At 28.6% G+C, this 20,426-nt stretch carries 20 protein-coding genes; 11 read left to right on the plus strand and 9 right to left on the minus strand.

Annotation, left to right across the window (positions count from 1 at the left end; all coding sequences use genetic code 11):
* Positions 1-14 precede the first annotated feature (14 nt).
* Positions 15-227: a hypothetical protein gene (locus tag JW646_RS18615; protein ID WP_228415978.1), complete on the plus strand. Its 213-nt coding sequence runs from the start codon at positions 15-17 to the stop codon at positions 225-227.
* The gene (locus tag JW646_RS18620) at positions 217-2,517 is read left to right on the plus strand and encodes a hypothetical protein (RefSeq protein ID WP_228415979.1); all 2,301 of its coding nucleotides are present in this window, start codon (positions 217-219) and stop codon (positions 2,515-2,517) included. Before JW646_RS18615 ends, JW646_RS18620 begins: the two co-directional genes overlap by 11 nt.
* A gap of 509 nt (positions 2,518-3,026) precedes the next feature.
* Here the strand turns inward: JW646_RS18620 and JW646_RS18625 are convergent.
* The 3 genes from JW646_RS18625 to JW646_RS18635 all read right to left on the minus strand — a co-directional run bounded on the left by JW646_RS18625 (position 3,027) and on the right by JW646_RS18635 (position 5,750).
* Positions 3,027-3,590 carry an ABC transporter substrate-binding protein gene (locus tag JW646_RS18625; protein WP_331478039.1) on the minus strand — a complete coding sequence of 188 codons (564 nt, stop codon included), beginning with the start codon at positions 3,588-3,590 and terminating at the stop codon, positions 3,027-3,029.
* Positions 3,591-3,689: 99 nt separating this feature from the next.
* Positions 3,690-4,667 (minus strand): LCP family protein, encoded by a 978-nt coding sequence (locus JW646_RS18630; protein WP_074916566.1) that lies wholly within the window; start codon positions 4,665-4,667, stop codon positions 3,690-3,692.
* A 54-nt stretch (positions 4,668-4,721) separates the two neighbouring features.
* Positions 4,722-5,750, minus strand: coding sequence for an LCP family protein (locus JW646_RS18635; RefSeq protein WP_228415980.1), 1,029 nt, complete (start codon positions 5,748-5,750; stop codon positions 4,722-4,724).
* A 238-nt stretch (positions 5,751-5,988) separates the two neighbouring features.
* Between JW646_RS18635 and JW646_RS18640 the strand changes: the two genes are divergently transcribed.
* The 4 genes from JW646_RS18640 to JW646_RS18655 all read left to right on the plus strand — a co-directional run bounded on the left by JW646_RS18640 (position 5,989) and on the right by JW646_RS18655 (position 10,844).
* Positions 5,989-7,068, plus strand: coding sequence for a BMP family lipoprotein (locus tag JW646_RS18640; RefSeq protein WP_228415981.1), 1,080 nt, complete (start codon positions 5,989-5,991; stop codon positions 7,066-7,068).
* 131 nt (positions 7,069-7,199) lie between these two features.
* Complete coding sequence (locus JW646_RS18645) at positions 7,200-8,744, plus strand: ABC transporter ATP-binding protein (RefSeq protein ID WP_228415982.1); 1,545 nt, start codon at positions 7,200-7,202, stop codon at positions 8,742-8,744.
* Complete coding sequence (locus JW646_RS18650; RefSeq protein WP_228415983.1) at positions 8,737-9,885, plus strand: ABC transporter permease; 1,149 nt, start codon at positions 8,737-8,739, stop codon at positions 9,883-9,885. Before JW646_RS18645 ends, JW646_RS18650 begins: the two co-directional genes overlap by 8 nt.
* Positions 9,885-10,844: an ABC transporter permease gene (locus JW646_RS18655; protein ID WP_228415984.1), complete on the plus strand. Its 960-nt coding sequence runs from the start codon at positions 9,885-9,887 to the stop codon at positions 10,842-10,844. The genes JW646_RS18650 and JW646_RS18655 overlap by 1 nt, the downstream gene beginning before the upstream one ends.
* A gap of 37 nt (positions 10,845-10,881) precedes the next feature.
* Here the strand turns inward: JW646_RS18655 and JW646_RS18660 are convergent, their stop codons facing one another.
* Together JW646_RS18660 and JW646_RS18665 are read right to left on the minus strand one after the other, a co-directional pair.
* The gene (locus JW646_RS18660; RefSeq protein WP_206923532.1) at positions 10,882-11,700 is read right to left on the minus strand and encodes an ABC transporter permease; all 819 of its coding nucleotides are present in this window, start codon (positions 11,698-11,700) and stop codon (positions 10,882-10,884) included.
* Positions 11,690-12,439 (minus strand): ABC transporter ATP-binding protein, encoded by a 750-nt coding sequence (locus JW646_RS18665; RefSeq protein ID WP_206923531.1) that lies wholly within the window; start codon positions 12,437-12,439, stop codon positions 11,690-11,692. Before JW646_RS18665 ends, JW646_RS18660 begins: the two co-directional genes overlap by 11 nt.
* Before the next feature lie 315 nt (positions 12,440-12,754).
* On the opposite strand from JW646_RS18665, the gene JW646_RS18670 reads away from it, so the two are divergent.
* Positions 12,755-13,255 (plus strand): cupin domain-containing protein, encoded by a 501-nt coding sequence (locus tag JW646_RS18670; protein WP_074916581.1) that lies wholly within the window; start codon positions 12,755-12,757, stop codon positions 13,253-13,255.
* A gap of 251 nt (positions 13,256-13,506) precedes the next feature.
* Here the strand turns inward: JW646_RS18670 and JW646_RS20380 are convergent, their stop codons facing one another.
* On the minus strand, positions 13,507-13,800 hold the full coding sequence (locus tag JW646_RS20380) for a DUF1540 domain-containing protein (protein WP_074916583.1): 294 nt from the start codon (positions 13,798-13,800) through the stop codon (positions 13,507-13,509).
* Between the two features lie 196 nt (positions 13,801-13,996).
* Between JW646_RS20380 and JW646_RS18675 the strand changes: the two genes are divergently transcribed.
* Together JW646_RS18675 and JW646_RS18680 are read left to right on the plus strand one after the other, a co-directional pair.
* The gene (locus tag JW646_RS18675; protein ID WP_148556757.1) at positions 13,997-14,299 is read left to right on the plus strand and encodes a phage holin family protein; all 303 of its coding nucleotides are present in this window, start codon (positions 13,997-13,999) and stop codon (positions 14,297-14,299) included.
* 141 nt (positions 14,300-14,440) lie between these two features.
* Complete coding sequence (locus tag JW646_RS18680; RefSeq protein WP_228415985.1) at positions 14,441-15,346, plus strand: alpha/beta hydrolase; 906 nt, start codon at positions 14,441-14,443, stop codon at positions 15,344-15,346.
* Positions 15,347-15,404: 58 nt separating this feature from the next.
* Here the strand turns inward: JW646_RS18680 and JW646_RS18685 are convergent, their stop codons facing one another.
* Positions 15,405-16,358, minus strand: a complete 954-nt coding sequence (locus tag JW646_RS18685) for a glycosyltransferase family 2 protein (RefSeq protein ID WP_228415986.1) — start codon at positions 16,356-16,358, stop codon at positions 15,405-15,407.
* A 150-nt stretch (positions 16,359-16,508) separates the two neighbouring features.
* On the opposite strand from JW646_RS18685, the gene JW646_RS18690 reads away from it, so the two are divergent.
* On the plus strand, positions 16,509-17,141 hold the full coding sequence (locus JW646_RS18690) for a hypothetical protein (RefSeq protein WP_074916589.1): 633 nt from the start codon (positions 16,509-16,511) through the stop codon (positions 17,139-17,141).
* A 149-nt stretch (positions 17,142-17,290) separates the two neighbouring features.
* Complete coding sequence (gene deoD / locus JW646_RS18695; protein ID WP_148556760.1) at positions 17,291-18,010, plus strand: purine-nucleoside phosphorylase; 720 nt, start codon at positions 17,291-17,293, stop codon at positions 18,008-18,010.
* Between the two features lie 52 nt (positions 18,011-18,062).
* On the opposite strand, the gene lexA is transcribed toward deoD, so the two are convergent.
* Both lexA and JW646_RS18705 read right to left on the minus strand, forming a co-directional pair.
* A complete protein-coding gene (lexA, locus tag JW646_RS18700; protein ID WP_175487690.1) occupies positions 18,063-18,695 on the minus strand; it encodes a transcriptional repressor LexA in 633 nt (210 codons plus the stop codon).
* A gap of 109 nt (positions 18,696-18,804) precedes the next feature.
* Entirely contained in the window at positions 18,805-19,968 is a 1,164-nt protein-coding gene (locus JW646_RS18705) for a tyrosine-type recombinase/integrase (protein ID WP_228415987.1), read from the minus strand.
* Between the last annotated feature and the right edge of the window lie 458 nt (positions 19,969-20,426).

Genomic DNA, 20,426 nt, shown 5'->3' on the forward strand with positions numbered 1-20,426 from the left:
TAGGAGGGTGTATTATGGAAAAAATGCAAGATTTTTTATTTCAGTTTACAAGTGAATGTTTAGAAACTTTATCTATAGTATCTTATGATTGGTTAGTAGTAGCAGGATTAGTAGCATTAGTATTATATGTTTTCGGTTGGAAGAAAGGCAAGAACTGGGGATTAATGTGCCCGGCTATATATGTTATCATTCAAATAATAAGTAAGGTGATGTTGAGTGTTAGATAATGTAATTTATAGAAAAGCTAAGTCTATGAAGGTAAGTGATTACTTTGAATATAAAAAATGCGAATATGTCTACTTGCAACTTATCGTAACCAAATCAAATAGAAATACAAATACGGAACAAATAGCATCATTAGTAAATAAGATGTTCAAAAAGACTAATAAATATATATGTCAAGCTAGTAAAAGATTAATCATAGAAGAAAGGCCTAAGGCGAGCTTCTATATACACATCACAAAAGATAAGGTGCAATTCTATTTTATTATACCTAAGATATTTCAAAATCAATTCAAAACTAAATTCAAAGAGATATGGAAAAACATAGAAATAAAAGAAGTTGATAATATTCCTATAGATATTAATAGTTGCAGTAAGTTTGATTTGCATTATAAATATGATGATAGTTTATCGTTGGCCGTAGATAAAAGAAACAATGATCTACTTAATGCGAATATGTCCATAGTGGATATGTTAGAACAAAATGAAAGTGTAGGAATATTTTATAATTTTATTCCTACCTCCGATAAAGAAAGTAACTATTTTAAGTCCAAAACTTATAAGAATGCAATTGCAAGATTTAAAAATGGGGAAAATCTAAAAAAATCTAAAAATTATAAAGATTATTCAATTGTTATAATAAAAAATTTAATTGACTTCATAAACGGCCTTCTAAATAGCTTTTTTAACACAAAGCAAAACAATCAACTAGTACTTAATCCATTGAAGATTGAAATCTCTTATAGCACTAAAAGAAAAGGTGAGAAGGCTATATGTAAAAATCAGACTATAATTTTTGCGAAATCTAATAAAAAAGAGCGTGAAATTGAATTATCTAACACTTTAGCTAATACTTTCAAGAGTATAAGTGATAATAATGAGTTAATAGTAACTGAAATTACTAAAAATATAGATATAAAACGTACAATTATAAATCATACTACTGTAAATAAAACAACGATAGAAGAAGATAGTAATTTTATAAATATGCCTTCAACAGAAGTAATAAAACAATTTGATATGATAGAACATAATAAATGTTTAGAGTTAAAAGCTCCAGCTTGTTTAGAAAATGGAGAGGTGAGAATAGGGAAAGTAAAAAATAAAGAAAATGCACAAGAAATATACTTTAGTAAAGATGATCAAATAAAAAGACTAGGTAGGGTTATACTTGGATCTATGGGAAGTGGTAAATCATATTTTATGGCTAATAGTTTAGCAAAAGATATAATAAAAGCTGACCGCGGTCTAGTAGATATAGATTATATAGATAAGTGCCAAGTGGCAGATAGTATTAAAGCTATAGCTCCAAAAGATAAAATTATAGAAATTAACTTCAATGATCCTAATCAACTTCAAGCATTCAATTATAATGAACTTACTTTTAACGAGGACGATGATATTTATTATAAGGTTAATATTTCAATGCAGAAAGCAGAGCAGATGCAATTATTATTAGATAGTATAAATGATGATACTAGTAAATTAACTCCTAGAATGCTTAGATATTTTTATGCAGCAGCTACTGTTGTATATTATAAAAATCCTAATGCTAGTTTTAAAGAAATAATAAATATAATGAAGTCGCATGATAATAGAGAGATAATAATAGATAAAATAAATAGAGAAGGTCAATTACTGTTAAGTGATGAAATAGATGACTTAAGAGACTTAGATAAAAAGAATAGTAACGGCAAAATAGAAAATTATGACAGTAAAATAGATGGGATTTTAGATAGGGTAGCATGGCTTAAAACTAATTTATTTACTAAGTTAGCTTTTAATAAAAAAGCTGATAATAATATAGACTTTGTAAAAGCCCTCAAAGAGAATAAAGTAATCTTAATCAAAATACCTGAGCAATATTTTAAATCTAGAATGATAAGAAATGTTATAGCAACATTCTTTTTAAATAAAATTTGGATTAGTAAACAAATAGATAGCAGCACTCATACAGAACTATTCTTTGACGAAATACACCAATGTTATAATTGTCAGCTACTTATGCAAAATATATTAGTTGAGTGCAGAAAATTTAAATTAACACCAACACTAGCATTGCATTATTTGGACCAACTAACACCAAAATGCAAAAGTAGTGTATTAGCAAGTGGGTCCAGTTATTTATTATTACAAGGATGTGACGTAAAAGCATTTAAAGAATTATCACATTACTTTGAAAAAGATGGATATACAGAAACAGATTTAACTGAATTAGATAGATACAATGCGCTTTGTTTAATTAAGAATGAAGAGAAGGGTTATTCAAGTTTTATATGTAAATTACCGAGTTGAATTTAGGAGGGCATCACATGAAAACATTTTTATATGATTTAGGTTTTGATTTATTTAGTTTTATTACTGATATTGATACTTCAGAAAGTATAAAAGTATATATGAATCTATATGTGATTATCTTGAAAATTATGTAGTTACATTAATGGATATAGAGTATATAGAAAAACTTGGATTTGATATAAATGATTTTAATGATTATCTTATAAATTAATATAGAAACTATTTAAAAGCTAGATTAACGGTATCTAGCTTCTTTTTATGCAACAATTATACAATTTTATATAACAATTACATAAAAAGAGAGCATATACATAAAAGCATATACTCTCCCAAAATCACTAACCGTATTAAACCGTGCACTAACTATCTCCAGCGAGCTGTAGACCACTGCGTTTAGATAATGCACTAATACAGTGTATGATTTTCTTATATTAAAATATTCCTATTTAACTTAATTTTTACATTTAATATATATTTATCTATTTATACTATATAATTCCTAACTGTTATAGTAGTACACTATATTGAACATCCGTTCTAACATTAACTTGGTCTTTTGATGCTTTTTCCCCAATAGTTAAGCCTTGACTTTTTAGCAAGTATTCCAATGTCATTAGAGGAACTCCACCAGCTCTTCCACCTAAAATTTCTTTTCCTGCTAAATCTTTATAAGTGAAATTATCATTTTTTTCTCTAGATACTATGAAACTTCCGTCTCTCTTTGTTAATTGCGCAAAGTTAATAGCATAATCATCGCTACCTTGTTTATACACGTATATAGAAGCTTCAGGACCCATAAGACCTATATCAGCTTCCCCAGAAATTAAAGCTGCCATAGTTTTGTCAGCACCTTGTGCATCTATTAAATCTATTTCAATTCCTTCTTCTTCAAAAAATCCTTGTGTAATTGCTGCATATTGAGGTGCATAGAAAACAGAGTGAGTTACTTCTGCTACAGTAACCTTATCTAGCTTTTTATCCTTTGTAGATTGGTTATTTGAAGCACAGCCAGTGAGACAGCAGGCCCCTAAAGAAAGAGCACTTGCCAGAGCAATAATCTTTTTATGCATATATATATCCCCCTATAAATTAACGATAATATATTATATTTAATAGGTTATCTTTATGTTACAAAAAAGAGAACATATATTATATATGTTCTCTAAAATTTAATTATTTAGTTCTATTTTATTTTTTTCGCTTAAATATTTATTGTTTTCCATAGGTATATCATCAAAAATAAATTGTTTCAAAACTACTACTGAGTTTTTATCATATAACCAAACCCAGCCAGCATTTTTATGTTTCCCACCTTTAGAGTGTACTTCATCTATAATAGGGAATTGTCCCTGTTTAATTGTACCATCTTTAGATAAAATATTATAAGCTGATGTTCCAAGATTTAATAATTCAATAGATCCCATATTAGTACTTACACAAGGAAGTAAAAATTTTATTAATTTTGGATATTCAGATAAAGAAAGACCTTTTAATTTTGATGCTACCCCCATAATAACTTTTCTTTGTCTGCCATCTCTGTAAATGGCACTGTCTATATCTCTAATTCTACAATAAGATATAGCCTGATAACCAGTTAATGTTTGTACACCAGAACCTGAAATTAATTTCATTTCACCCTTATCAGGATTGTTATAAGACTCATATGTGGAAGGTATTAATTTATTTACAGCTTTCATTTCTTTTTTAGAAATATCTACTTCCACTCCTCCAAGTTTTGTTATTACATCCATCAACCCTTCAAAGTCTATTTGGATAAATTTATCAATCTCTATTCCAAATTCATTTTTTATAGTTTTAAACAATAACTGCTCTTTACCCCAAAAGTATGATGCATTAAGCTTGCCCATACCTTCCCCGGGTATTTCAACATATGTATCACGGGCTAAAGAAGTTAACTTTACACTTTTATGTGTATTATCAATAGTAAGTATCATCATGCAGTCAGATCTATAGGCGCTTTCATTTTCTCTACCATCAGTTCCCAGTAATAATATGTTGGTAACTCCATCGACTTGTTCATTAGTATCTATATTATTTATTTTGTAATAAAGAAACCCAAAAACAGCCATGGGCAATAATAAAAGTACTAAAACTAAAGCTATGACAATTTTTTTCCCACGAGACATATTTACACTCCTTTTAAATATTCAAAGTTTCAAATAGAATTTGAATATAAAATTTTAATAATTTAAAGAGATGTTATCATTGTTAAGTAAATATTCATTATCTTTCATTTCTATGTTTTTGTATATAAAATCTCTTAATACACATGTGGAATTAGTATCATATACCCATACCCAACCTGAATGGCCATATATTCCACCTTTTGAATGTATTTCATCTGTAATAGGGAATTCCCCTTCTCTTAAAGTTTCTTTAAGTGACTTTCCTGCTAAAATATTGTGTCCTGTAAGTGCAAGACTAGCAATTTCGTTAGATGTTAAATTTGTTTTAATATATGGTGTTAGAGCATCTATTAGCTGTGGATATTTTGTAAAAGATACATCTTGGTATTTTTTCATAACGGCATTAATAACTTTTCTTTGTCTGCCATCTCTAAGTATAGCACTATCAGCTTTTCTAATACGGCTGTAAGATAAAGCTTGATAACCATTTAATGTTTGTTTACCTGATGATTCTATTAGTTTCATTTCTCCCTTATTAGGATTTTTACAGAACTTATAGCACTCAGGAATAAATTTATTAATTTCCTTTATTTCTGACTCTTTAACATCTAATTCTACTCCATCTAGAGCATAAATAATGTCCATTAAAGAAGTAAAGTCCACAATTACATATTTATCTAGACCTATACCAAATTCATTTTCAATTGTTTCAAACAAAAGACTTTCTTTTCCCCAAAAATATGCAGTATTCAATTTACCTTTATCTCTACCTGGTATATTGACATAAGTATCTCTTGCTAAAGAAGTAAGTTTAATATTTTTATTGTTATTATCAAGAGTAAGAATAATCATAGAATCTGTTCTAAAAGCAGTTTCATCTTTTCTACCATCTGTTCCAAGTAATAAAATATTAGTAATACCATCAACTTCTTTAATTTTAGATTTGTAAGTTGATGATACTGTTACATCTTTCAGTTTGTATTGTAAATATCCATATACTGACACTGGTATTATGACAATAAGGGATATTATACAAATAATAATTTTTTTGTATCCTGGCATTTTCTTTTTGCATTTTGACATTTCCATCACCCAATCTGATTATATTTATTTATAGTAAGAATTATACCAACACAAGTATGTTAGGGCAAGAAATAATTGAATTTTTTTCCAATAAACTACTTTTTTAGACCTTTTAAATTTTTATTATATAAATAAAAGTTATTTAACAAAATATTAGTAACCCCTTTCTAAATGGTAAAAAATGGAATATAATTATATTGACTATAAGTCAAAAAAATAAGAGGGGGTAATTTAAGGAATGAAAAAGATCTTATCTATTTTACTATCTTGTGTCCTAGGACTTGGTTTAGTTGCGTGTAGTTCATCGTCAAATGAAACTAGTAGTGAGGGTAAAGAAATTGCAATGATAACTGATATAGGAACAATTGACGACAAGTCATTTAACCAAGGTACTTGGGAGGGGATAGAAGCTTATGCTAAAGAACATAATATTTCTCATGAGTATTATAAACCAACAGAACAATCTACAGATGCATATTTAGCAGCTATAGAGTTAGCTGTTAAGGGTGGTGCAAAAGTAGTAGTTACTCCAGGATTTCTATTTGAAGAGCCTATATACATAGCTCAAGACAAATACCCAGATGTACACTTTATATTAATAGATGGTAATCCACATGATAAAGATATGAAAGATTACAAAACAAATAAAAATACTGTAGGTATAGTATTTGCAGAAGAGCAGTCTGGTTATTTAGCAGGTTATGCAGCTGTTAAAGAAGGTTATACAAAACTTGGATTTATGGGTGGAATGGCAGTACCTGCTGTAACTCGTTTTGGATACGGTTTTGTACAAGGTGCTGACGCTGCAGCAAAAGAGTTAAAATTAGATAAAGTAGATATTAAATACCATTATACTGGTGGATTTGATGCTACACCAGAAGTACAAACATTAGCTTCATCTTGGTATACTGATGGAACTGAAGTAATATTTGCAGCTGGTGGTGCTGTAGGAAACTCTGTAATGTCAGCAGCTGAATCAATAGAAGGCAAGAAAGTTATAGGTGTTGACGTTGACCAAAGTAGTGAGTCTAATACAGTAATAACTTCTGCAATGAAAGGTTTATCATCAGCTGTTGAACAAACATTAGATGCATATTATAATAACAAGTTCCCAGGAGGGCAATCTTTAGTTCTTGGTGCAGACAAAGATGGCGTTATGCTTCCTATGGAAACTTCTAAGTTTGAAAAATTCACTAAAACAGATTATGATAAAGTTTACAAAAACTTAGCAGATGGCAAAATAAAACTTCAAAAAGACGATATTCAAAAAGCAACAGATTTAAATGTTAGTGTTGTATCTGTAAAAGTAGTAAAATAAATATATTTTATAAATAAGTAAAAAATCAGTTCCTAGGAGCTGATTTTTTTATTGAATAATTTCCATAAATTGTAAATAAACTTTTTTTCTTGTATAATTATAATAAACAAATAATTAGTAAGGAGATATCTATGGAACATATAATAGAAATGCTAAATATAACTAAAGAATTTCCTGGAATAATAGCTAATGACAATATTACTTTACAACTAAAAAAAGGAGAAATACATGCTTTATTGGGTGAAAATGGAGCAGGAAAATCTACACTAATGAGTGTACTGTTCGGTTTATACCAACCAGAAAAAGGTGTAATTAAAAAAAATGGAGAGGTTGTAAATATTAAGGATCCAAATGATGCAAATGAACTAGGCATTGGAATGGTACATCAACACTTTAAGTTGGTTCATAATTTTACTGTATTACAAAATATAATTCTAGGGGTAGAAACTACTAGTCATGGGATGTTAAAAATGGAGGATGCTAGAAAAAGGGTTATAGACTTATCGGAAAAATATGGATTAATGGTTGAGCCAGATGCAGTGATAGAGGATATAACTGTAGGAATGCAGCAACGTGTAGAAATATTGAAAATGTTATATAGAGATAATGAAATTTTGATATTTGATGAACCAACTGCAGTACTTACTCCTCAAGAAATAGAAGAATTAATGAAAATAATGAAAAGCTTGGCTAAGGAAGGAAAATCCATTTTATTTATTACTCATAAATTAAATGAAATAAAAGCAGTGTCAGATAGATGTACAGTTCTTAGAAAAGGAAAGTACATTGATACAGTTAAAGTTAGTGAGGTTACAAAAGAAGAACTTTCTGAAATGATGGTAGGGCGTAAGGTAAATTTAGAAATAGATAAAAGTATACCACAAATTGGTGAAACTGCCTTGGAAGTAAAAAACTTATCAGTTAATTCAAAAGGTAATAGTAAGATGTTGATTGACAATGTATCCTTTAATGTTAAAAAAGGAGAGATAGTTTGCATTGCAGGAATTGATGGAAATGGCCAATCAGAATTAGTATATGCTATAACAGGACTTGGTTGTATAAGTAGTGGAAGTATTTCTTTAAATGGGTGTGATATTACTAATGAAAGCGTTAGAAAAAGAAATATTAAAGGTATGGCTCATATACCTGAAGATAGACATAAAGATGGTCTGATTTTAGAGTATTCCTTAGGTGAAAATCTTATGTTAAAAAGATACTTTACGAAAGACTATCAAAATAAAGGATTTATAAATTTTAGAAGTGTTGATGAATATACAAATAAATTAATCAATCAATATGATATAAGAAGTGGTAAAGGTAATAAAACTACTGCGAGAAGTATGTCTGGAGGTAACCAACAAAAGGCAATTATAGCTAGAGAAGTTGATTTAGATCCAGAAATATTAATTGCAGTACAGCCTACTAGAGGCTTAGATGTGGGAGCAATAGAGTATATACATAATCAGTTGATAGAGGAAAGAGACAGAGGAAAAGCTATTTTACTTGTATCACTTGAACTTGATGAAGTAATGAATTTAAGTGATAGAATACTGGTAATTTATGAAGGGAAAATTGTTGCAGACTTAAAACCTGAAGAAGTAACAGTTCAAGAATTAGGTTTATATATGGCTGGATCTAAAACACAAATTACAAGTGAGGTGAGCGCCCATGAATAAATTAAATAAACTAATACGAAGTGATGGGTTCAATAGTGCAATGTCTTCTATATTTGCCATATTAATAGGACTTGCTTTTGGATTTATTGTTTTATTAGTAAGTAATCCATCACAAGCTGTAAGAGGATTTGGCATAATTTTGGAAGGTGGATTTAGTACAGGAGCAAAAGGTGTTGGACAAGTTCTTTATTTTGCCACACCATTAATACTAACTGGTCTTTCAGTAGGATTTGCATTTAAAACAGGACTATTTAACATAGGTGCCCCAGGGCAATTTATAATGGGCGCATTTGCAGCAGTACTTGTAGGGGTTAAGTGTACTTTTTTACCAGCCCCATTTCATTGGATAGTAGCACTGCTGGCTGCAGCAGTTGTAGGAGGACTTTGGGCGTTGATTCCTGGTATATTAAAAGCTTATTATAATGTGCATGAAGTCATTTCAACTATTATGATGAATTATATTGGAATGTATTTATGTAATATGCTAGTTAAACTATATATATATGATTCTAACAAGTCCATGTCTCAAAATTGTTTAGAAAGTGCGGATTTACCCAAATGGGGGTTAGACAATGTTTTTGTCAACGTTACAGGCACCTATAAAGATATTTCTACAGTAAATGGAGGAATCGTAATTGCTATTATTGTGGCTATTTTAATTTATGTCATCTTAAATAAGACTATATTTGGATATGAGTTAAAGGCTTGTGGATTTAATTCAAGTGCAAGTAAATATGCGGGAATAAATGAAAAGAGAAATATTATTTTATCTATGGTAATATCAGGAGCTTTATCAGGACTTGGCGGAGGATTGCTTTATTTATCAGGAGCAAATGGTAGACATATTAAAGTTGTAGATGTTTTAGCTATAGAAGGATTTAATGGAATACCAGTTGCCCTACTTGCTTTATCAAATCCTATAGGTATAATATTTTCTGCAATATTTATTTCTTACTTAACTTTAGGTGGAAATTATCTGCAAACACTTAACTTTATGCCGGAAGTAATTGATATAATTGTAGCTTGTATTATTTACTTTAGTGCTTTTGCATTATTTTTCAAATCAATATTACCTAAAATATTGAAAAAGAAAGATTTTAAAAAAGAAATTATAGAAGCTGCTGAAGGGAGTGAAGAGTAATGGATATACTATTTTTGATAGTACAACAAACAATGTTTTTTTCCATACCTTTATTAATAGTTGCACTTGGAGGAGTATTTACTGAACGAGGTGGAGTTACAAATATAGCCTTAGATGGAATTATGATAATGGGTGCTTTTACAAGTATTTTATTTATAAATAAAATGCAAGATAAAATGAGTGGTCAATTACTATTAATAATGGCAATACTTATTGCAATAATAACAGGTATAATATTTTCACTGTTACTTGCTTACTCAGCAATAAATATGAAAGCAGACCAAATTATAGGTGGAACGGCTTTAAACATGTTTGCACCAGCTTTTGCTATTTATGAAGCTAGAATGATTCAGACAAATGGAGTACAACAAATTACATTTGATAATACTTTTAGAATTCCTTCAGTTCCTATATTAGGAGATATACCAATACTAGGAGATTTGTTGTTTAAGAATTGCTATATAACTACATATATTGGCTTAGCAATTTTAGTAATAGCTATTATAGTATTATATAAAACAAAATTTGGGCTTAGACTTAGAGCTTGTGGAGAGCATCCTCATGCAGCTGATTCTGTAGGGATAAATGTTTATAAAATGCGTTATGCAGGAGTATTAATTTCTGGTGGTCTTGCAGGGCTTGGAGGTTTAGTATTTGTAATACCAACTTCTACAAATTTTAATGCTACAGTTTCTGGATATGGATTTTTAGCACTGGCTGTTATGATTTTTGGTCAATGGAAACCTTTAAAAGTATTATTTGCAGCATTTTTCTTTGGTTTAATGAAGACTATCGCATCAGCGTATTCAGTTATACCTTTACTATCAAGTTTAAACATACCTAGTGATGTATACAAAATGATTCCTTTTATGGCAACTTTAATAGTACTAGCCTTTACGTCAAAATCATCACAAGCACCAAGGGCAGTGGCAAAGCCTTATGATAAGGGAAGTAGATAGATAAAGAAAAAGTATTGCTTAAAAAGCAATACTTTTTTTATCCTTTAATTTTTCTTTGTCTATAATAATAAAATTTTTCTATTAGATTAACAATTTCATACATAGCCCAAGCACAAACTGCAAGTACAAATACACCCATCATTACTACGTCTAGTTTAAATACTTGGCTTCCATATACAATTAAATAACCTATACCATATCTTGATACTAAAAATTCGCCGACTATAACACCTACCCAAGCCATACCAATATTTATTTTAGTTAAATTTATTAAATTTCCTATATTACCAGGCAAAATAAGCTTAAATAGAATTTGACTCTTTGTAGCTCCGAAACTTTTTAACATTTTAATTTTTTCTTCGTCCATATTTTTAAAATAATTATATGCAGATAATATAGTAATAACAATGGAAATAGCAACTGCTGTAACTACGATACCTTCAACACCTGCGCCTACCCATACGATTATAATAGGAGCAAGGGCTGTTTTAGGTAATGCATTAAGAACTACTAAGAATGGGTCTGAAATTTTAGCTAATGTATCTGACCACCATAGCATAATGGCTATAATTATACCTAAGGTACTACCAATTACTAAACCGAGAACTGTTTCATAAACTGATATACCGATATGTTTAATTAATACTCCGCTGGAAACATAAGATATAAATAGATTATAAATATCAGAAGGTTTACTAAATAAAAAAGTACTAATAATATTATTGTTAGCTAATACTTCCCAAAGAATAAAGAAACCTATTAGTAAAACAATTTGTATTACTAATATCTTGATTTTTCTCATTTTAACATCTTTTAAGTATTTTTCGTATTCAATAGATTTATCATTAAACCTCATTGTTATCTAGCTCCTTCCATAATAAGTCAAAGTAAGTTTGAAATTTAGGGACTTTACGACACTCAAATGGTGTTCTAGATTCTCCAAGTCCTAAGTCTATGTCGCATTCGCTCTTAATAGTAGAAGGTCTCTTTGATAGTACTGCTACCTTATCTCCCATAGCTATAGCTTCACTTATATCATGTGTTACTAAAATAGCGGATTTGTTTTCATTTTTTATTATTTTATAAACGTCATCACTTACAAGTAATCTTGTTTGATAATCTAGTGCAGAAAAGGGTTCGTCAAGTAAAAGAACATCAGGGTCTACTGATAAAGTACGAATAAGTGCAACCCTTTGTCTCATACCACCTGATAATTCTTTAGGATACATATTTCTAAAATCCCACAAATCATAAGTTTTTAATAATTTTTCAACTCTTTCTATTGCTTTAGGGTCTTTGTTTTTTTGTATTTCAAGACCTATAGTAATATTGTCCATGATGCTGCGCCATTCTAAGAGATGATCTCTTTGGAACATATAACCTATTGTTCCGTCAATAACAACATCACCACTTGTTGGTTGTAAAAGTTTCGTAAGAATATTTAATATTGTTGATTTCCCAGAGCCAGAAGGCCCCAGTAGTGACAAAATTTCTCCTTGTTGTAGAGAGAAATTAATGTTTTGAAGAACTTGAAGTTCTCCTTCTTTTGAATAAAAATTTTTACAGAGGTCAGTAACTTTGATAATTTCCTCCATTTAAGTCACCCCCATGAAGTTTAAAGACTATACATTATAGTATTAACTGGGGTTAGTATTTGTACCAAAATTTAGAGAATAAATAATCACCTAACTATACACAAACTGAATATGTGATACTTGCAATATAATGAGAAGAAGATAAAACAGTGACATACATGTTTAAATTGTCAAAAGATCATGATTACAAATTTATGCTTATAATATATATACAAACGTAGTCAAGTAGTGCATAATATTGTTAGCAAATCATAAAAATTTATAATTGAATTTACACATTAATAACAAAAGAGAAAATTAAAAGGAGTTTGAGAAATGTATACAGCAGATTATTTTATTGAAAAACTAAATATGAATTCTCACCCAGAAGGTGGATTTTATAAAGAAACATTTGTTAGCGAACAAACTATTACAGATAATGACTTAGATGTGAACTTTAAAGGTGTTAGAAAATTATGGTCGAGTATTTACTTTTTATTAAGAGATGGAGAAGTTTCAAATTTTCATAGACTTAAATCTGATGAAATGTGGTATTACCAAGCAGGTTCTCCATTAACAATATATATGATTTCTCCAGAAGGTGAACTTACAGAAGAAAAGCTTGGACTAGATATTGAAAATGGAGAAAAGCCTCAAGTTTTAGTTCGTAAAAACTATATATTTGGTTCTGCCATGAATAATCCAGGATATGCTCTTGTTGGATGTATGGTTTCCCCTGGATTTCAGTTTGAAGACTTTGAGTTATTTGAAAGAGAATATCTTTTAAATAAATACCCTCAACATAAAGATGCTATTATTAAATTAACAAGAAAGTAATTAATAAAGGTGATTCTTTAAAAGTCATCTCAAAACTGTTTAAAGAATTATAAAGATCTTTTTACGTATATTTTAAAGATAAACTTCACTTCAAGAAGTTTAAAAAGAGTCAAGAGAATAAAGTAATGTAAAATACCCTAGGTCTGAAAAACAAACCTAGGGTATTTTTTAATGAAGAACTTTAAGTGCTCTTTGGGTTGAATAAAAATTTTACTAATTATTAATATGTAAGTGTTACGTTTATCCTATGTTTAATAAGAAATGAAAGTATCACAATTTGTATTGTTATAGTTAATCTGTACACTAGAAGCTGTGCAAGTTTCCATACTGTTATATTTACACTTTTTAGCTTTACATTTTATATCTGTAGATGTTGTGAGCGAGTTACTTGTGCAGCTCATAAGGTCGCTTTTGTTTGGATTAAAAGTTCCACACTTAGTTCCTGTTGAAGTTGCTGCTCCAGAACCTATAACGTCGATATTTCCAGCATAACATATCCCTGAATTATTATAAATACAATTGTCAGCATAGCAATTTAATGTCATTGTATTTTCCCTCCATTTATCTTTTTATTATTATTTACAAATGTTTGATTTTCATTCTATATATGTAAAATTTTAGATATTTTGTATATTTAATTCCTGAAACCATAGCACATTTTCTTACTTTTTAGAATAATTTATACAAATGATATATTTTAACTTGTTAAATATGTCTAGGTACAAGTAAGGAGGGGATATTATGGATTTAAGTTTTTTGGCAAGTTTTGAAATTCCTGTTATTATTGGAATTTGCCTTTGTGTAGGATATGTAATAAAATCTAGCTTGGATTTTATACCAAACAAATATATACCATTGATAATGGCTGTATTAGGTCTTGTAGTCAATGTATTGATGAATAAGGGTATAGATGCTAATATTGCACTAGCAGGTATGGTTAGCGGTTTATCAAGTACAGGGTTACATCAAGCATTTAAAAATCTAATACAAGGAAATAATAGTGCTGAAGATAATATTATTGAAGAAGAGAATAGTGATAAATAGAATAGATAAAATAAAAAATTAGCTAATATAAACGAGTGTGATATTAATTTGCATTCGTTTATATTCTAATATAATATGATATAATGCTATTATATTATTTTTAAAGTAAAGAAAAGAAGAGAAAGGAATTTGTATATAGTTATGTTTATATTAGTTTTATTAATAATTGTGCTAGTAATATTAATTTGTATTGCTTATAAATTATATAATTATGCATTAAATCCAAATAGTTCAAAAAAAGGTATATTTAATAGTAATAATAAAAATGAACTTAGAAAAGAAGATCTTTGGATTAATGAATTTAATGATAAAAGCAGCGTCTACATAAATTCATTTGATAACATAAGACTTCATGCATATGAAATAAAGGAAAGTAATAGTAACAAATGGGCTATTACAGTTCATGGATATACAGCAAATGCAGAGTATATGAGCAGTATAGCTTATAAGTATTACACTTTAGGATATAATCTCATTGTGCCAGACTTAAGAGGTCATGGAAAAAGTGAAGGTCATTATATAGGTATGGGTTGGCATGATAGGTTAGATATTATAAAATGGATAGAATATATTTTAAATAAAGACGAAAATGCTCAAATTTTATTACATGGAATTTCTATGGGTGCAGCAACTGTTATGATGGTTAGTGGGGAAGAGTTACCTAAAAATGTAAAGGTTATTATTGAAGATTGCGGATACACAGGTGCAAAAGAACAACTAGCATATAAGTTAAAAAACATGTTTAAATTGCCATCATTTCCTTTACTAAATATATGTAGTATAATAACAAAAATAAAAGCAAAATATTTTATAAGTGAGGCTTCAGCAATTGATCAAATAAAAAAATCAAAAACACCTATACTGTTTATACATGGAGATAAAGATAAGTTTGTTCCATTTTATATGTTGGAAGAATTATATAATGGGTGTAATGCTTATAAGGATAAGTTAATAATCAATAATGCAGGTCATGCAAAATGTGAAAAAGTTGATAGTGACTTGTATTGGGACAAAGTAATTACTTTTATATCTAAATTTATTAAATGAAAAACTACTAATTCATAAGAAAGCACAGAATAAAAATCTATTCTGTGCTTTTTGTTGTTTAATTTGAAGATTGTAACACTTCTAAATTCATTATTTGTTCCATTGAGTAATTGTAATCTGATGAATTAGCGCAAGAAATAAAATTATAAAATGAGGAAAAATTTTCAAAAGTAATTTTTAAACTTTTATATTCACTAATCAAAAATATATTAATGAATAACATTACAAAAAATACTTTTATTGATAATAAAGCAAATGAAAATTTAAACTTATCATATATATTTTTTTCTTTTAAAAATAATCGTATAAAGCCATATGCCTTAACGTAATCATTTTGAGTGCTAATAGAATAGTTTCTTACAATACTTGTTTTTCTGATTCTATAATAGTATAGTCTATCAGAAATTATAGATACTTTTTTTGCCTTATAAAATAAATCACACATTATTGAAATATCTTCATACTTTATACTTGGAAACTCTATATTATCAAATAGTTCTTTTTTCCATAGTTTATTCCACAAGTATGAGTGAATAAGGTTATCTGGTATTAAAGATTTCAAAATATGGTAGTTAGAGTATATCCCAGAGCTTTTTTTACAAACTACTGGCAATTTTAATTTTGAATTATCATAATATCTATAAAAATTGCAAATTACTACATCTGCATTTGTATTACAACTCTCATTATAAAGCCTTTCTAAGTAATTGTATTCAATAAAGTCATCGCTATCAATAAATACTATGTAGTCACCATTTACATTTCTTAACCCCTCATTACGAGCACTGGCAACTCCTTGATTGCTTTGGTGAATTACCTTACAGTTTGTGATTATCTTTTCGTATTTTTTTAATATTTCGTAAGAATTATCCAAAGAACCATCATCAACACAAATAAGCTCATAGTTTTTAAAACTTTGATTATGTATAGAGTTTAAACATTCCTCGAGATAAGAACTTGTATTATGCACAGGTAGTATAATACTGATAGTTGGTTTAGCTTGCTTGAACATAATTAAATCCACCTTTCGCAAGAATCACTAATTAGAAGTATATCATATAATTAATAAGAATAATTAGTTAAAATGTATAAAAAAACATATATTTTCATAATAATTATAATAGTTTAAATTTATTAATTTTATACATAAGGAGGTTTTTTAATGGCAAAAGAAGAGAGTAGAACTTGTAAGAATGTTCAAGATTGGGAGGAGAAGATTATAAAGGTTTTTCCAACTGCTATTCCAAATGAGTGTACATGGTTCGATGAGATAGATATTTTAAATGTATTATTTACATTGTGTAGTAACAAGGTGGCAAATATTTTTTATCCAGAAGGTAGTAAACTAGGTATATATGGAGTTGATTTTTCTACAGAAGATAAATGCATAGAATTGATTACTGAAAACACTATTGATATTGTAAGTCCTCTAAAGCTTTCTTTTCACTATTATGATGAAGCTTTAGAATGGAGTTATTTCAGATTGGAGACAGGTGATTTAAAACAAATAAGTAAAACTAAAAATGAATTACATAAAGAAGCACTAATATCTTTTGATGACGGAAATTACTTGGATGTAATGTCAGGAGTAGAGAAGTATGGAGATAAAGATAAGCTAGAAAGTTTATTAATTGAAGATGCAAAATTAGTTAATAGATATATAAAAAAATCATCTTTTTTAATATTTGCTAGAAGCTCATACTTTAAAGAGTTTTATGATAAATCCTTTAATTCATTTTCTGATGAAGAATTATCAGAGATGATTGAAAGCTTAATCTTAAATGGTAATGTTTAAATAAACTTATGTTTGTTTATATTAAAGATTGGAGTGTTTGTACGATTGACAAAATTAATTATATGTTTTCTTTAAATTGGGTGTATAATATAATAAAGAAGAATATTATATACTTATGATGAGTATGTAACATAATAGGAGGAAACACTATGACTAAATCACCAGTTCCAACTCCTCATATAGGGGCGCAAGTTGGAGATATAGCTGAAACAGTTTTATTACCAGGAGATCCGCTAAGAGCTAAATTTATAGCTGAAAACTTCTTAGAAGATGTAACAGAGTACAATACTGTAAGAGGAATGTATGGCTATACAGGATACTATAAAGGAAAAAGAATATCAGTTCAAGGTTCAGGAATGGGGATACCATCAATAGGTATATACTCATTTGAATTAATCCATTTTTACGGAGTAAAAAATTTAATAAGAATAGGTTCAGCTGGAGCAATAAGTGATAAGCTAGACCTTTATGACATAGTTATAGGAATGGGAGCTTGTACAGACTCAAACTTTGCATCACAATATAATCTACCAGGTACATATACACCTACAGCTAGTTATGAATTACTTTCTAAAGCTGTAGAAGTTGCAAAAGAACAAGGTAAAGAAGTTCATGTAGGAAACATTTTATCAAGTGATGTATTCTACGGAGATGAAGGTTTAGAAAGTTTAAGAAAATGGGCCAAAATGGGAGTTATGTGTGTAGAAATGGAAGCTGCAGGACTTTATATGAATGCTGCTAGAGCAGGAGTGAATGCCCTTGCTATACTTACTATTTCAGATTGTCCTCTTGAAGGCAGAGCCACTACTTCTCATGAAAGACAAGTAGCATTTACTAAAATGATGGAAATAGCATTAAGCTTAGCATAATTAGCATATTAATATTATAAAAGAAAAAGTCTTCTACTTTAGTAGAAGACTTTTATAATGTCCTGAAAACACCTTTTACGATACCTACAATTTCTATGTTTCTTTCATCCAAAATAATTGAATCCATAAATTCATTTTCTGGTTGTAACCTAACTAATCTATCTTCTTTAAAAAATCTCTTTACAGTAGCATATTCGCCATTTATTAAAGCAACTACTATTTGTGAGTTAGAAGCATGATTATTTCTATCAACTATTACATAGTCTTTGTCTAATATACCTGCGCCTATCATACTTTCACCCTTAACTTTCAATATAAAGTTATCTTTACCTTGTATTAAGTTTGAAGGTAGGGGAATGTATTCTTCTATGTTTTGTTCAGCTAATATAGGCTCTCCAGCTGTGATTTGACCAACAACGGGAATAGGAATGATTTCTTGATTCATACCTGTAACATCGCCTAATGAATTACCATTTAGTATTTCAATTGCTCTTGGTTTTGTAGGATCTCGCCTTATATAACCTAATTTTTCTAATTTATTAAGGTGTGAATGAACAGTTGATGTAGATTTTAAGCCAACTGCAGAACAAATTTCTCTTACTGAAGGTGGATAACCTTTAGATAACTGTTGCTCTCTTATAAATTCAAAGATCATTGCCTGTTTGTTTGTTAAATCCATATACATAAAATCACTCATTTCTTATTAATATGTAATAATTATCTAAATAACTATATATTTATATTGTATCATATACAAGCTAATGACACAAACGTTTGTTCTTGAATTTATTTATTTATAAATTATCACTATTTTCATCCATATCTTCTAATTCATCGCTATTTTCGTCTATCCATTCAAAATTATTGACAATATCTCGTTTTATATTCTTTTTATGTGCAGCATATAGTTGTGTAGTAGTGACATTATCGTGGTCTAACAATGTTTTTACATCATAAATTGAAAATCCAGATTGAATAAGAGAGGTAGCAGCTGTTGCTCTTAGCTTGTGAGGACTATAGCCATTTTCTCTACTAGTATTCATGCATATGGATGTATATTTCTTTACCAATTGTCTAATTGACTTTGGAGTTAGACGTTTTTTCTGTAAAGATAAAAATAGAGCATCCTTAACTTCCTCGTCTAGTAACTCGTTGTTTGGTCTTTCGTTATAAATATAGTCTTTTACCACATATTCACAAGTTTTGTTTATTGGCATTAGAACTTCTTTTCCTCTTTTTCTATAAATCTTAAACTCACCTCTAGAAAAGTTAAAGGAAGATATATTTAATTCTCGAAGCTCATTTAATCTTAAACCATATGTAACAAATAAAGCTAATATAGCCTTATCTCTTAGTTTTGTTTTCTCCCAATAAATTAATTCCTTATCTGTTAGACCTTGGCCGCTTTCTACAGCGTCTAACATTCTTGCAACCTCATCTATATCAAGTCTCTTTATGGCATCTGGTTGAGGCTTAGGAAGCTTTATAGGGTTGAATCCATCTGTAATATTGTTATCCAACTGTTCATTTCTATATAGAAATTTAAATAGAGTAGAGATGGATGATTTTTTTCTAGCTAAAGCACGGTTATTATTCTCATATATTAATGTAGTATTATTTCTATCTCTATAATATCTAGGGCAATAATCTCCTAAAAATAAGTTAACATCTCTAGCTTTAATGTTGTTAAACTCTTCTAGTGTAATTTCTTTTGTTGATTGAGCGCTTGATATGTCAGTTTCGCTTATTATGTAGTCGCAGAAAAAGCAAATATCTTCTAAATAAGCAGATCTTGTAGAAACAGCTACAGAACCTTTTAAGTATATAAAATAATCTTTCATAAAAGGTGGGAGCTTATTTTCGAAAGAGATGCTTTTTTCTATAAGTTCGTGTTCCTTTATAACAATGTTATTAGGCTTATCTGATTTGTTATTAATTTTCAACGTTTTTTTACTCATATAAAATACCACCTTAAAAACAATTTTCATTAATGAAAATACCATAAATGCAGTGTAGTTACAATAAAAAGCAATAAAATAGTCATAAAAAATAAAGAAATATGAATTATAAGAAATATAGCAAAAAGAGTACTTATTAGACTATATCATAAGTAACTATTCCCTAAATATACATTTAGAAACTAGTTACTTATATCACTCTTTTTATCTTAATAATGATTATATTAGTATAATTTATAAATATTAAAAAATATTATAACACTTTATATTATCTTTTTAGTTAAATTAATGATATTTTCATTTTGACATATGATTTTATATATTGGAATAATATTTGCCATAGATATTGATATATAAGCTTCTAAATCTTATATTTTAATGTCTAATTTGGTGTCTTTACAAATATGTAAAAAAATAATCATGCAGCTAATCCACATGATTATTTTTAATAATAATTC

The organism is Terrisporobacter hibernicus, from assembly GCF_020809405.1.
Classification (GTDB): Bacteria; Bacillota; Clostridia; order Peptostreptococcales; family Peptostreptococcaceae; genus Terrisporobacter; species Terrisporobacter petrolearius.